13 protein-coding genes are annotated in these 13,133 nt (G+C 44.5%); all 13 read right to left on the reverse strand.

Annotated elements, in window-relative coordinates:
• Positions 1-35: 35 nt before the first annotated feature.
• On the reverse strand, positions 36-824 hold the full coding sequence (lpxA, locus tag FIV04_RS11120) for an acyl-ACP--UDP-N-acetylglucosamine O-acyltransferase (protein ID WP_032551710.1): 789 nt from the start codon (positions 822-824) through the stop codon (positions 36-38).
• 1 nt (position 825) lies between these two features.
• Positions 826-1,278 (reverse strand): 3-hydroxyacyl-ACP dehydratase FabZ, encoded by a 453-nt coding sequence (gene fabZ, locus FIV04_RS11125; RefSeq protein ID WP_032551709.1) that lies wholly within the window; start codon positions 1,276-1,278, stop codon positions 826-828.
• 94 nt (positions 1,279-1,372) lie between these two features.
• The gene (gene lpxD / locus FIV04_RS11130) at positions 1,373-2,404 is read right to left on the reverse strand and encodes a UDP-3-O-(3-hydroxymyristoyl)glucosamine N-acyltransferase (RefSeq protein WP_152469154.1); all 1,032 of its coding nucleotides are present in this window, start codon (positions 2,402-2,404) and stop codon (positions 1,373-1,375) included.
• Positions 2,405-2,409: 5 nt separating this feature from the next.
• Positions 2,410-2,910 (reverse strand): OmpH family outer membrane protein, encoded by a 501-nt coding sequence (locus tag FIV04_RS11135; protein WP_032551707.1) that lies wholly within the window; start codon positions 2,908-2,910, stop codon positions 2,410-2,412.
• Positions 2,911-2,937: 27 nt separating this feature from the next.
• Entirely contained in the window at positions 2,938-5,343 is a 2,406-nt protein-coding gene (bamA, locus tag FIV04_RS11140) for an outer membrane protein assembly factor BamA (RefSeq protein ID WP_152469155.1), read from the reverse strand.
• Positions 5,344-5,391: 48 nt separating this feature from the next.
• Positions 5,392-6,750: a sigma E protease regulator RseP gene (gene rseP / locus FIV04_RS11145; protein WP_152469156.1), complete on the reverse strand. Its 1,359-nt coding sequence runs from the start codon at positions 6,748-6,750 to the stop codon at positions 5,392-5,394.
• The gene (gene ispC, locus FIV04_RS11150) at positions 6,747-7,955 is read right to left on the reverse strand and encodes a 1-deoxy-D-xylulose-5-phosphate reductoisomerase (RefSeq protein ID WP_152469157.1); all 1,209 of its coding nucleotides are present in this window, start codon (positions 7,953-7,955) and stop codon (positions 6,747-6,749) included. Before ispC ends, rseP begins: the two co-directional genes overlap by 4 nt.
• Positions 7,956-8,008: 53 nt before the next feature.
• Positions 8,009-8,851 carry a phosphatidate cytidylyltransferase gene (locus FIV04_RS11155; RefSeq protein WP_152469158.1) on the reverse strand — a complete coding sequence of 281 codons (843 nt, stop codon included), beginning with the start codon at positions 8,849-8,851 and terminating at the stop codon, positions 8,009-8,011.
• A gap of 15 nt (positions 8,852-8,866) precedes the next feature.
• Positions 8,867-9,619: an isoprenyl transferase gene (locus FIV04_RS11160; RefSeq protein WP_152469159.1), complete on the reverse strand. Its 753-nt coding sequence runs from the start codon at positions 9,617-9,619 to the stop codon at positions 8,867-8,869.
• A gap of 97 nt (positions 9,620-9,716) precedes the next feature.
• Positions 9,717-10,274 (reverse strand): ribosome recycling factor, encoded by a 558-nt coding sequence (gene frr / locus FIV04_RS11165; RefSeq protein ID WP_032551765.1) that lies wholly within the window; start codon positions 10,272-10,274, stop codon positions 9,717-9,719.
• Positions 10,275-10,365: 91 nt separating this feature from the next.
• Complete coding sequence (gene pyrH / locus FIV04_RS11170; RefSeq protein WP_032551701.1) at positions 10,366-11,097, reverse strand: UMP kinase; 732 nt, start codon at positions 11,095-11,097, stop codon at positions 10,366-10,368.
• A 155-nt stretch (positions 11,098-11,252) separates the two neighbouring features.
• The gene (tsf, locus tag FIV04_RS11175; protein WP_150869129.1) at positions 11,253-12,098 is read right to left on the reverse strand and encodes a translation elongation factor Ts; all 846 of its coding nucleotides are present in this window, start codon (positions 12,096-12,098) and stop codon (positions 11,253-11,255) included.
• A gap of 140 nt (positions 12,099-12,238) precedes the next feature.
• On the reverse strand, positions 12,239-12,970 hold the full coding sequence (gene rpsB, locus FIV04_RS11180; protein WP_032551700.1) for a 30S ribosomal protein S2: 732 nt from the start codon (positions 12,968-12,970) through the stop codon (positions 12,239-12,241).
• Positions 12,971-13,133: the final 163 nt, after the last annotated feature.

Genomic DNA, 13,133 nt, shown 5'->3' on the forward strand with positions numbered 1-13,133 from the left:
ATACACACATAAACGCCATTTACCCTGTCATTTTACTATCGGATAATTCCGCGCTCTGAGCTTTCAAGCATCTCAAGCATTGGGTTGATCGATGGGAATTCATTCGCCATCTCTACCAATGTCTCTTTTGCTTCGTCTAGCGTTTTACCTGAACGGTAGATTTCTTTATACGCTTTTTGTAGCGCACGAATCTCAGGCTTCTCGAAACCATTACGCTTTAGACCAACAAGGTTCAAGCCAAATGGCGCCGCATGGTTACCTTGAGCCAGAACATACGGAAGTACATCTTGTACAACTGCAGAACAGCCGCCAATGTAAGCATAAGCACCGATAGAGCAGAATGGGTGGATAGCAGATAGCGCCATAACACCGGCGTAATCACCAACCGTTACGTGCCCCCCCAAGATAGCATTGTTGCCAATGTGGGTGTGATTACCAACAATAACGTCATGCGCTACGTGAGCGTTAACACAAAGCAGGTTGTCATCACCAATCACTGTGGTCGCTTTATCTTGAACCGTACCACGGTGAATTTGAACCGCTTCACGAATCACGTTGCGATCACCGATAACTACAGTCGTATCTTCACCACCGTACTTTTTATCTTGGTTCTCTTCACCAATCACAGCATGCGGGAAGATTCGGTTATCTTTACCGATTGTCGTGTGACCTTTAATCACAACATGCGACATAACTTCAGTGCCTTCACCAATAGTTACGTTGCCAGAAATGTAAGTGAATGGCCCCACAGATACGTTTGCACCAATGGTCACCTCACCTTCTATTACCGCTGCTGGGTGAATGTTTGCTGTTTCATGGATCATATTAAAACTCTCTACGAGCACATTTTAGTTCAGCTGAACATACTACTTCACCGTCCACTTTTGCTACACCATTGAATGATGCGATGCCACGGCGTTCTTTAAGGAATTCCACTTCAATAACAAGCTGGTCACCAGGGACTACTGGCTTGCGGAACTTAGCTTTATCAACACTTGCAAAGTAGTACAACTCATTCTCTGATGGTGCACCAAAAGATTTAAATGCAAGCAGACCTGTTGCTTGAGCCATAGCTTCAAGAATCAACACACCTGGGAATACAGGAAGTTGTGGGAAGTGGCCAGTAAACTGAGGCTCGTTCACAGAGACATTCTTAATCGCTGTCAGTGTCTTCTCTTCTTCAAAGTGAGTAACACGGTCGATCATTAGGAATGGGTAGCGATGAGGTAGTAGTTCCTGAATTTCAGTAATGTTCATCGTTTTCTGTTCAGTAGTCAAAGTCGTATTCCTATTTGTATTCTTTAGTCAATTAAAGGGATTATAAACGAAAAAGACCCGCATGACGCGAGCCTTTTAATTAGAAATGCTGGAATTATGATTCCGAGCCCTTCTCGATAAGTTTTTCAACAGTTTTCAGACGCTTGTTCATCTCATCAATACGGTGAACGCGCGTTGCCGTTTTACGCCACTCTTTATTTGGCTGTAAAGGAATACCTGAAGAGTACATACCTTTCTCAGTGATGCTACGCATAACCATACCCATACCGGTAATCGTTACGCCATCAGCGATCTCAATATGACCATTGATAACGCTACCACCACCAATGATACAGTACTTACCTATCGTTGTGCTGCCAGCGACGATAGTACCACCCGCCAACGCTGAACCATATCCGATGTGAACGTTATGAGCAATTTGCATCTGGTTATCAATGATTACGTTATCTTCAATAACAGTATCATCTAGCGCACCACGGTCAATCGTCGTACATGCACCGACCTCAACACGGTTACCAATGCGAACGGTGCCGACTTGAGGAATCTTAATCCACTCGCCTTTCTCATTCGCATAACCAAAGCCATCAGAACCAATCACGGTGCTTGATTGAACCAAACATGCTTCACCTAACACCACTTCATGGTAGATGCTCACATTAGCCCACAGCTTGGTACCTGAGCCAATCTTCGCATTTTTGCCGATGAAACAGCCGGCACCAATTACAACGTTATCACCCAGCTCAACACCAGATTCAATCACCGCATTCGCACCGATAGATACGTTTTCACCTAAAACTGCTGACTCAGCAATCACTGCAGAATCTGCGATAGCCGAAGCCGGTTCAGGAGTAGTATCAAGAGCTTGTGCTACTTTAGCAAACGCAACATATGGATCATCAACCACAATTACATGAGTTGTGCACAGTTCGCGTTCACTCTCTTTTACCATCACAGCAGACGCTTTACATTCAGCTAAGTGTTTGCTGTATTTTGCATTTGAAAGGAATGTTACGTCCCCTTCTTGTGCCTTATCCATTGGAGCTACTGCAGAGACAACCACGCTGCCTTCACCATGTAGCTCACCTCCGGTAATTTCTGCCAGTTCGGCTAAAGTCAGATTCTTCATAGAGCTTATTTCAGTGATTTGATTACTTTCTCAGAGATATTGTATTCAGGTTTCGCGTATTGAAGTGTAGAGATGTCTACGATCATATCGTAGCCTTCTTTCTCAGCTACTTTTTCTACTGCTTCTTGAATCACTTTAAATAGCTTCTGCTTCTCTTGAGCTTCACGACGTTGGCTCGCTTTCTCAAGCGCTTGCGCTTTAATCTTGTACTTGCTGTCTAATTGGCCAACTTCAATACGTAGCTTTTCAACTTCTTCTGGACCAAGCAGCTCGCCATCGCGCTTTAGCTTTTCAATCTTGGTTTGAGCTTCCGCTTGAATGCTTTGCAGTTCAGCCGCTTTGTCTTTGAACTCTTCCTGCATTTTTTGAAGAACAACTTCACGCTGAGGTAGAGCTTGGAATACTTGTGCAGTGTTCACGTAGCCAATTTTCTGTGCCGCTTCTGCAGCTGTTGCAAAGAAAGAAGAGCTAAGAACGATTAGGCCTAGACCTGCTGCTTTCATCATATTTTTCAAAATATTGTCCTTTAAGTATTAGAAAGTTCTACCAATGGTGAATGTGAAGAACTCTTCATCATCACCTTCGTAAATTTTAATTGGTTTAGCTAGAGAGAAAACCAGTGGTCCCATCGGCGACATCCACTGTAGGGCTGCACCGTATGAAGAGCGATAATGTGTTGGGTCAGAGTAATCGTAGTAGTACTGAGAGCCGTTACTCGGCGCTTCACGATCGACAAACTCTGTATCCCATACACTTGCCATATCAAAGAACACACTGGTTCGGATCTGGCTGCGAGCCTCATCTGAAGCAAATGGCGTAGGTACAATTAACTCTAAGCTTGCAAGTGCGATTGCGTTACCACCAATTGAGTCATCAGTTGCTGTATCGTAAGTCGGGTTGTTACCCGTGCTGTTTGAGTAAACAGCCTTTGGACCAGCAGAGTTAGAGCCGAAGCCACGCAACGTTGTGAAGCCACCAGCGTAGTAGTTCTCGTAGAATGGGAACAGGTTATCATTACCATCTGTCTGGCCATAACCATTACCATAGCCTAAACGACCACGCATCAGTAGCGTAAACTCATGCTTTTTAGTCAGCGGGATGTAATGTTTTACATCGTACTGCATCTTGAAGTACTTAACGTCAGAGCCTGGTACTGTCATTTTAGCGAAAGCACGTTGGTGGTTACCCGCAGTTGGGAAGAAGCCACGGTTCAGATTGTTACGCGTCCAAGAAATGTTGATGTCGAAATCATCGGTAAGGATGTTTTCATCACCATATTGGTTGATACTTCTAGCAAACTGTTCAACTTGAATATAGGTAGGAACATTACCGATCTTGTTGTGGGTGTAACCGACACCAAACTCAAGACGGTTTAGTTCATCCATAGGGAAACCCCAAGTCAGGCTGGTACCATAACTTTGGTTGGTATAGTCAACAATACCCGCTTCCGATGCTTCAAACTCGTTGTAGAAGATCTTACCACCTAAACTCACACCATCAAGGTTCCAGTATGGGTCGCGATAGTCCAAGCTCACATTCTTTTGGTAATCGTTCATCATGGCACTGACACCAACACGGTTACCAGAGCCCGCAAAGTTATCTTGCTGAAGACCAACTTGGAAACTGATGCCTGATTCAGTACCGTAGCCGACACCAAAGTTGATGCTACCCGAGTTTGCTTCTTTCACGTTATAAACCAAATCAACTTGGTCTTCGGTACCCGGAACACGTACCGTCTGAACATCAACGGTTTCGAAGAAGCCCAAACGATTCAAGCGGCTTTTACCCGTATCAATAGACTTCGAGTTAAGCCAGCTGCCTTCCATTTGACGCATTTCACGACGTAGTACTTCATCTTTAGTTGAGTTATTACCCGTGAAACGGATATCACGCACGTAGATACGGCTGCCCGCTTCTACGTTAATAACCAAAGAAACCTCTTGGGTCTCATCGTCGAATTCAGGAATAGTACGTACTTGTGGGTAGGCATAACCTGACTCACCTAGGATACGCTTAACGTTCTCTTCTAGAGAGGTCACCGCAGAGCCGTTGTAGGTATCACCCTCTTCAAACGGTACCAGCGCTTCGAAGTCCGCTTCTCGACCAATAAGCTCACCACGGAACTTAACGTCTTTCACCTTATAAGGCTTACCTTCATCTAGGCCAAGCGTAATGTACACGCCCTTCTTATCAGGTGAGATAGAGACTTGAGTCGAATCAACTTGGAATTTTAAGTAACCACGGTCCAGGTAGTATGATTTCAACGCTTCAATATCACCCGCAAGCACTTGCTTCTGATATTTTTCGTCCGCTAAGAAGTTCCACCAAGCAACATCCACATTAAGGTTAAAGCGGCTCAACAACTCCTCATCACTGTATACTTCGTTACCGATGAAGTTGATCTGTTGGATCTTCGCAGATACACCTTCAGTGAACACAAACTTAAGGTCTGAGCGGTTACGAGGGAGAGGTGTTACCACCGCTTTTACAGTCGCGTTGTATTTACCCACACTGTAGTAAAAATCTTCTAACCCTTTTTCAATGTTGCTCAGAGTCGTACGATCTAGCGCTTCACCTTCACGCACACCTGATGCATCTAGGTTTTGCTGAAGCTGCTCTTCTTTAATCGCTTTGTTGCCAGAAAAAGAGATACTAGCGATTGTTGGACGCTCTTTAACTTGAACAATCAACACACCTTCATCACGTAATACTTTTACGTCCTCAAAGTTGCCTGATGCGTAAAGCGCACGAATGATCTCAGATACATCGCTTTCGTCTACTTGGTCGCCAATACGCACTGGCATTTTCAAGAGAGCAGCACCTAATGCTACGCGTTGTAGGCCTTCAATCTTAATATCTTGAACTACGAAGTTTTCTGCCCCATTCGCAGCCACGCTTGTGGCCAATAGACTTGCGAACAGAATTTGCTTAATCGCCATACTTATTCTAATTATTCCTTGCTACTACCAAAGCCTGTGAGGAACCATTCACAGACGAGTAAAGTCGTTAAATATTGCTAGGGCCATCAGTGAGAAGATAATCGCACTGCCCACTCGGTATCCCATCTCTTGTACCTTTTCTGGTACAGGTTTACGAGTAATTGCCTCAATAGCGAAAAAGAGCAAATGACCGCCATCTAACATAGGCAGCGGTACTAAATTAATAATGCCTAAGTTCACACTAATCAGAGCTAAGAAACCTAAGAAATAGACCAAGCCATAATCTGCTGTGGTGCCCGCACCTTTAGCAATCGAGATTGGCCCACTTAGGTTATTTAGTCCTACATCACCCACGATAAGCTTCTTAAGCATCGTCAGTGTTAGGTCAATGATTTGACCCGTTTTATCAATCGCCTTTCCTACTGCTTCAAATACACCAAATTGCAGCTCAAAGCGATAGTCTTCCGGCCATTCTGCGACTTCTGGAGCAATACCAGCATAACCGATTGAACTACCATCAGACAGTTCACGAGATTTCGGTGTTAACGTCAGCTCAGTTTGATAGCCATTGCGGTCGACAGCTATATTCAATGCTTGTTCAGGATTAGAGCGAATGGCTTCGACCACCATCGGCCAATCATTCACCTCTACGCCATCAATGCTGACAATCTGGTCACCTACTTCAAAGCCTGCTGAATACGCCGCACCATCTTCCATTACCTGAGCAAGCGTTGTTGAGATTTCAGGAGAAAATGGTTTGAAGCCTAAGGTCGACATTGCCGATTCTGTTTCAGGGTCAAAAGACCATTGAGTCAGATCAAGAGTCAACTTCTGTTCTAGACCAATATTGTCTTGAGAAGCTACGGTCACTGTCATGCTGTCATCACCAATATGTGAGATCAGACCAATGTTCACAGATTCCCAATCAGCGGTTTTGATTCCTGAAATAGATTTAAGTTCCATTCCAGATTCAATTCCTGCTTGAGCAGCGATAGATTGCGGAGCCACCTCACCAATTACGGGCTTAACTGCAGGCACACCTATCAAAAAGACTAACCAATAGGCAAAAATGGCGAACAAAAAGTTAAACGCTGGGCCAGCACCCACAATCGCCGTTCGTTTCCACAAAGGCTTCTTATCAAAAGCGTATTGTTGCTGCTCTTCGGTGACGTCATCGACTCTACCGTCGAGCATTTTAACGTAGCCACCAAGAGGAATAATTGACAGGCTGTACTCCGTGCCATCTTTTCCGACTTTGCTCCAGATTGATTTACCAAAACCAATCGAAAACTTTTCAACTTTTACGCCACAGCGACGAGCGACCCAAAAATGGCCAAACTCATGAACTGCGACCAGTATCCCTAACGCAACGATGAAGGATACGAAGTTCCATAAAATTCCACTCATAACAACTGCTCTTCAATAAACTGAACGGCAAGGTTTCGTGCCATAGTATCTAGCTCTAGCAAGCTTTCCAAGCTATCTAGACTTTCAGACGTGTGCTGTTCACAGACTTTGTTCATAACGTATTCGTTAATCACAGCAATGTCGGTAAATTTCACTTTTTCATTTAAGAATGCATCCACCGCCACTTCATTAGCAGCATTAATTGCCGTTGTAGCATGCTGTCCAAGGTAGCAAGCTTCGATGGCCAGTTTTAAGCATGGGTAGCGTGCATAATCCGGCTCTAAGAAAGTCAACTCACCTACTTTGGTAAAATCGAGAGGCTTCACACCAGCATCGATACGGTCTGGGTAAGACATCGTCAGTGCGATTGGCGTTGCCATATCAGGCTCGCCCATTTGTGCCAATACTGAACCGTCTTTGTATTGCACCATAGAGTGAATCACTGACTGCGGATGAATAATCACTTTCAGCTGCTCTTGAGATGCATTAAAAAGCCATTTCGCTTCAATGTACTCTAGACCTTTGTTCATCATAGTCGCTGAATCGACTGAGATCTTAGGCCCCATAGACCAGTTAGGGTGCGCTATCGCTTTTTGCGGAGTCACCGACTCCAGTTCAGATACTTCTGTGTAGCGGAACGGACCGCCAGATCCAGTCAAAAGGATATGGTTGATGCCGTTTTCGGTAAGGTCGCAACAGCCAAGTTGAGTTTGAACTCGCTCTGGCAAGCATTGGAAAATCGCATTGTGCTCACTGTCGACAGGAAGCAGTTCAGCACCGTACTTTTCGACGGCATCGATAAACAACTGCCCCGACATAACCAAAGCTTCTTTGTTTGCAAGCAAAATACGCTTACCAGCCTTTACCGCAGACATCGTTGGCAACAAACCAGCAGCACCAACAATAGCTGCCATCACTGTATCGACATGGTCTAAAGCCGCAACCTGACACATGCCATCATTGCCACTTAACACTACCGTTGAAACAGCGTCTTGTTGCAGTTGACGCTCTAGTTCTTCAGCCGCTTGAGGACACGCCATAGCAACGTATTCCGGCTGCCACTTAGCCACTAGCGCTCGCATTTTTTCTACATTAGAACCCGCAGCTAGCGCCACAATATTGTATTGAGTAGGATTCTGTTCAACGACTCTTAGGGTGCTCGCACCAATTGAGCCTGTTGCGCCAAGGATAGTTAGATTTCGCATCTCAGTAAGACCGTAGGAATAAAACAAAGGGCAGATTGCTCTGCCCTTAAAATTTAGAATGCTAAGTAAAGCAGAGCAAAGACTGGGAAGGCAGCGGTTAAGCTGTCAATTCGGTCCAGTATTCCACCGTGACCAGGAATTAAATTGCTGCTGTCTTTAATACCAGAAACTCGCTTGAACATACTTTCAACGAGGTCACCCAATACAGAGATCACTACGGTAATTAAAGTGATCGCAACCATTTGGATCGGACTAGTAAATTGAATATCAAATAGACCCGCGAAAATCCATGCAACAATCAGCGCAGTAATGATACCGCCAATCAAACCTTCAATGGTTTTATTTGGACTCACTGCTGGAGCCATTTTACGTTTACCAAAGCTCTTTCCAGCAAAGTAAGCACCGCTGTCCGCTGCCCATACAAGCAAGCAAACAAACATAACCAGCTTAGCACCATGGTATGGGTCTTGGTCGATACCATTTGCTCTTAGAATCACTACGCTCCAAAAGAACGGGAGTAGTGTCAAAATACCGAAACAATGTCTCAGTAAACTAGAACCCTGCCATGCTGACGTAGACTTAGGATAGGTCACGGCTAAACCACTTGCGATAACCCACCATACAGAACCGATCGCTAACACAGCAAAATGCGCGCTTGAGAGGTGGTTTAAGCTAAACGCATCAAATGGAATTAACGCGAAGCTTGCAACACTGATCGCCACCGTTGGCACAAGAGCCAAGTAACGTGACTTGCTCTCTACAAACTGAGTCCATTCCCAGTAACCTAAAAGGGTAATCACGAAGAGTGATAAAATGAAGGTTGCCAGTGATAACTCGAAAATGCCCAGAATAACCAGAGGAGCCAAGATCAGCGCAGTTATAATTCGTTGTTTCAAACTAAAAAATCCTTATTAGCTGTCCATCATTGCTTTGATTTGCTCACCAGTACAACCAAATCGACGCTCTCGATTTACAAACCATGTTACCGCTTCAACCAAGCTATCTTCGTTAAAGTCAGGCCAGTACTGTTCTGTGAAATACATTTCTGCATAAGCAAGTTGCCACAGCATGAAGTTGCTGATTCGACATTCACCACTAGTGCGAATAAGCAGATCGACTTCTGGAATATCAGACATAGTAAGGTGCGAAGTGATCAGTGGCTCATCGATCTCATCAATGTTGAGTTCGCCCTCTTTCACTTGAATTGCAATAGACTTAACTGCCTGTTGAATATCCCATTTACCGCCATAGTTGGCTGCAATATTAACAACCATACCGGTGTTATTACTGGTTAAAGCTTCCGCTTCTTCGATTTTCTTTTGTAGTCGTTCATTGAAACGACTTTTGTCACCAATAACACGCAACTGTAGATTGTTCTTATGCAGCTTTTTAACCTCGCTAGCGAGAACGGTAATAAAAAGCTCCATAAGGACACCCACTTCTTCCTCTGGACGACGCCAGTTTTCACTACTGAACGCAAACAAGGTTACGGCTTTAATGCCGAGTCTTGCAGAAGATGAGATGGTTTTACGAACCGCTTGAACGCCATTTTTATGGCCAAAAACGCGAGGTTTACCCTGAGCCTTAGCCCAGCGGCCATTACCATCCATGATGATAGCAATGTGCTTTGGGAGAGAGTCTGTGAACGCTTGAGAATTATGCATAAAAGAGTGAATCAAATTCTAATAGTCGGACAGAGTAGCATAAAAAAACGCTGAACGGTGAGAACAGCGTTTTTCCAACAGAGAAGAATGTGGAAAATTAAACTTCCATCAACTCTTTTTCTTTAGTTGCTAGTACTTCATCTACGTTCTTAACCGCAGCGTCAGTTAGCTTTTGAATTTCGTCTTGTGCTTTGCGATCTTCGTCTTCAGAGATTTCTTTATCTTTAAGAAGTGCTTTTAGGTCGCTGTTTGCGTCACGACGGATGTTACGGATAGCAACACGGCCACCTTCAGCTTCGCCACGAACGATTTTAACTAGGTCTTTACGACGCTCTTCCGTTAGCGGTGGAAGTGGAACACGGATAACCGTACCCGCAGACATAGGGTTTAGACCTAGGTCAGAAGTCATGATCGCTTTTTCAACTAGTGGCGTTAGTGTTTTATCAAACACTGTGATTGCTAGAGTACGAGCATCTTCAGCGATAACGTTAGCAACTTGAGTCAGAGGTGTTGGTGCACCGTAGTACTCTACAGAAATACCAGACAGTAGGCTTGGATGCGCACGACCTGTACGGATTTTTTGAAGGCTATTTCTTAGTGCTTCAACACTTTTTTCCATGCGCTCTTGAGCGTCTTTTTTGATTTCGTTAATCACAATTTCACCTTGATTATGTTCTTTCTTCAAGAAAGCTTTTTAGGAGTGATGAAAATAAACTCGCCAAGGCAATACCTTGGCGAGAGGGTCATTATTCAGTTTCGCTGATTAATGTACCTTCAGTCTCACCCATCACCACGCGGCGTAGTGCGCCTGGCTTGTTCATGTTAAATACGCGGATTGGCATCTTGTGATCACGTGCTAGCGTAAATGCAGCCAAGTCCATTACTTTTAGCTCTTTCTCAAGAACTGTGTTGTAAGACAAAGTATCATACAGCTCTGCGTCTGGGTTTGCTACTGGGTCTGCCGTAAATACACCATCTACTTTAGTTGCTTTTAGCACAACATCAGCTTCAATCTCGATACCACGTAGACATGCAGCAGAATCTGTAGTGAAGAATGGGTTACCTGTACCCGCAGAGAAGATCACAACACGACCCTGACGAAGTTGAGAAATCGCATCAGCCCAGTTGTAGTCGTCACATACACCTTTAAGAGGGATTGCAGACATTACACGTGCGTTTACGTAAGCACGGTGTAGAGCGTCACGCATAGCAAGGCCGTTCATTACTGTTGCTAGCATACCCATGTGGTCACCCACAACGCGGTTCATACCTGCTTCAGCAAGACCTGCGCCACGGAAAAGGTTACCGCCACCAATTACAACACCTACTTGAACGCCTAGTTCAACCAATTCTTTTACTTCTTGAGCCATACGATCAAGGATCGTTGGGTCAATACCAAAACCTTCTTCGCCTTGTAGCGCTTCACCGCTAAGTTTTAACAGAATACGTTGATACGCTGGTTTAGGGTTCGTAGTCATGGAGTTTACCTTCCAAAGAGTTGATGATTAACAGTCATGAATAAACAAAAATGTGTCGAGATTCTTATCCATTCATCACGGCTAATTTTCCATGCGCTATTCATAAAAAGACCGTAGCATGGGCCACGGTCTTTTTTCGAACAATACGCTAAGGATTAACCTTTTTGTACCGCTGCAACTTCGTCAGCGAAGCTCATTTCAGCAGCTTTCTCGATACCTTCACCAACTTCTAGACGTACGAAGTTAGATACTGCAGCGCCTTTCTCTTTAAGGATTTCGCCAACAGTTTTCTTAGGTTCCATGATGAAAGCTTGACCTGTTAGAGAGATTTCGCCCGTGAATTTCTTCATACGGCCGATAACCATTTTCTCAGCGATCTCTTGAGGCTTGCCTTCGTTCATAGCGATTTCAACTTGAACAGCTTTCTCTTTAGCTACTACGTCTGCAGGTACGTCTTCTGGGTTAACGAACTCAGGACGAGATGCAGCAACGTGCATTGCAACGTGCTTAAGAGTTTCAGCTTCGCCTTCACCAGCTACAACAACACCGATTTTCTCACCGTGACGGTAAGAAGCTAGTGCAGCACCTTGTACGTATGCTACGCGACGGATGTTGATGTTTTCGCCGATTTTTGCAACTAGAGCAACGCGAGTTTCTTCGAACTTAGCTTGTAGCTCTTCTACAGAAGCTTGAGTAGCTACTGCGTCAGCTGCTACTTCTTCTGCGAATGCAGTGAAGCTAGAATCTTTTGCTACGAAGTCAGTTTGACAGTTAACTTCAAGAAGAGCAGCTACGCCGTTCTCTTCTTTGATGATGATTGCGCCTTCAGCAGCAACGTTACCAGCTTTCTTAGCTGCTTTCGCTGCGCCAGATTTACGCATGTTTTCAATTGCTAGTTCGATGTCAGCGTTTGCTTCTACAAGCGCTTTCTTACATTCCATCATGCCAGCGCCAGTGCGCTCGCGAAGTTCTTTAACTAGAGCAGCAGTTACAGTTGCCATTCTCTATTCCTCGGTTGATTCGAAAATAAGGTAAAAATCAGGGGCCAAAATGAGGCCCCCGATCTAACTATAACTTAGCTTACATTTAATAAAGATTTCAAAATCTAGATTAGTAAACCAAGCGTGATTCAGAGCCGCTATTATTCAGCTTCTACAAAACCATCTTTTTCAGCAGCTACAGCAGCAACATCTTTGTTACGACCTTCTTTAACCGCGTCTGCAGCAGCGTTTAGGTAAAGCTGTACTGCACGGATTGCATCGTCGTTACCTGGGATAACGAAGTCAACGCCGTCTGGGTTAGAGTTAGTATCAACTACAGCGTAAACTGGGATACCTAGGTTGTTTGCTTCTTTAACTGCGATGTGTTCGTGATCAGCATCGATTACGAATAGAGCGTCTGGTAGGCCGCCCATGTTCTTGATACCACCAAGAGACTTCTCTAGCTTCTCCATTTCACGAGTGCGCATTAGAGCTTCTTTCTTAGTTAGCTTGTCGAAAGTACCGTCTTGAGCTTGAGCTTCTAGGTCTTTTAGACGCTTGATAGACTGACGAACAGTTTTGTAGTTCGTTAGCATACCGCCTAACCAGCGGTTGTTAACGTAGAACTGGTTGCTGTTTACAGCAGCTTCTTTAACAGCTTCAGATGCAGCGCGCTTAGTACCAACAAAAAGAACTTTACCTTTCTTCTCGCCAACTTTAGCTAGTTCAGCTAGAGCGTCGTTGAACATTGGTACAGTTTTTTCTAGGTTGATGATATGAACCTTGTTACGAGCACCAAAGATGAATGGCTTCATTTTTGGGTTCCAGTAACGAGTTTGGTGACCGAAGTGAACACCAGCTTTTAGCATATCGCGCATTGATACAGTTGCCATTTTTAAAATCCTCTATGGGGTTAGGCCTCCACATCCCCCATGAATCCGACCCCTAACAACTAACGGCTTAAAGCAGCGGTTATTTATGTTGTTGAAGCACCCCGGAACATGTGTCGGAATGTGTGTGATTTAAAGATATAGTAAGTGAACACAAAGGCTGTTT

Origin of the sequence: Vibrio sp. THAF190c (assembly GCF_009363355.1) — a bacterium.
GTDB classification, from domain to species: domain Bacteria; phylum Pseudomonadota; class Gammaproteobacteria; order Enterobacterales; family Vibrionaceae; genus Vibrio; species Vibrio fortis_A.

What these genes read in the sequence shown, in the direction of transcription:
- lpxA (WP_032551710.1), bottom strand. Translation starts at nt 824, where the DNA reads ATGATCCATGAAACAGCAAACATTCACCCAGCAGCGGTAATAGAAGGT.
- lpxD (WP_152469154.1), bottom strand. Translation starts at nt 2,404, where the DNA reads ATGAAGAATCTGACTTTAGCCGAACTGGCAGAAATTACCGGAGGTGAG.
- FIV04_RS11135 (WP_032551707.1), bottom strand. Translation starts at nt 2,910, where the DNA reads ATGATGAAAGCAGCAGGTCTAGGCCTAATCGTTCTTAGCTCTTCTTTC.
- bamA (WP_152469155.1), bottom strand. Translation starts at nt 5,343, where the DNA reads ATGGCGATTAAGCAAATTCTGTTCGCAAGTCTATTGGCCACAAGCGTG.
- rseP (WP_152469156.1), bottom strand. Translation starts at nt 6,750, where the DNA reads ATGAGTGGAATTTTATGGAACTTCGTATCCTTCATCGTTGCGTTAGGG.
- ispC (WP_152469157.1), bottom strand. Translation starts at nt 7,955, where the DNA reads ATGCGAAATCTAACTATCCTTGGCGCAACAGGCTCAATTGGTGCGAGC.
- FIV04_RS11160 (WP_152469159.1), bottom strand. Translation starts at nt 9,619, where the DNA reads ATGCATAATTCTCAAGCGTTCACAGACTCTCTCCCAAAGCACATTGCT.
- pyrH (WP_032551701.1), bottom strand. Translation starts at nt 11,097, where the DNA reads ATGACTACGAACCCTAAACCAGCGTATCAACGTATTCTGTTAAAACTT.
- tsf (WP_150869129.1), bottom strand. Translation starts at nt 12,098, where the DNA reads ATGGCAACTGTAACTGCTGCTCTAGTTAAAGAACTTCGCGAGCGCACT.
- rpsB (WP_032551700.1), bottom strand. Translation starts at nt 12,970, where the DNA reads ATGGCAACTGTATCAATGCGCGATATGCTAAAAGCTGGTGTTCACTTC.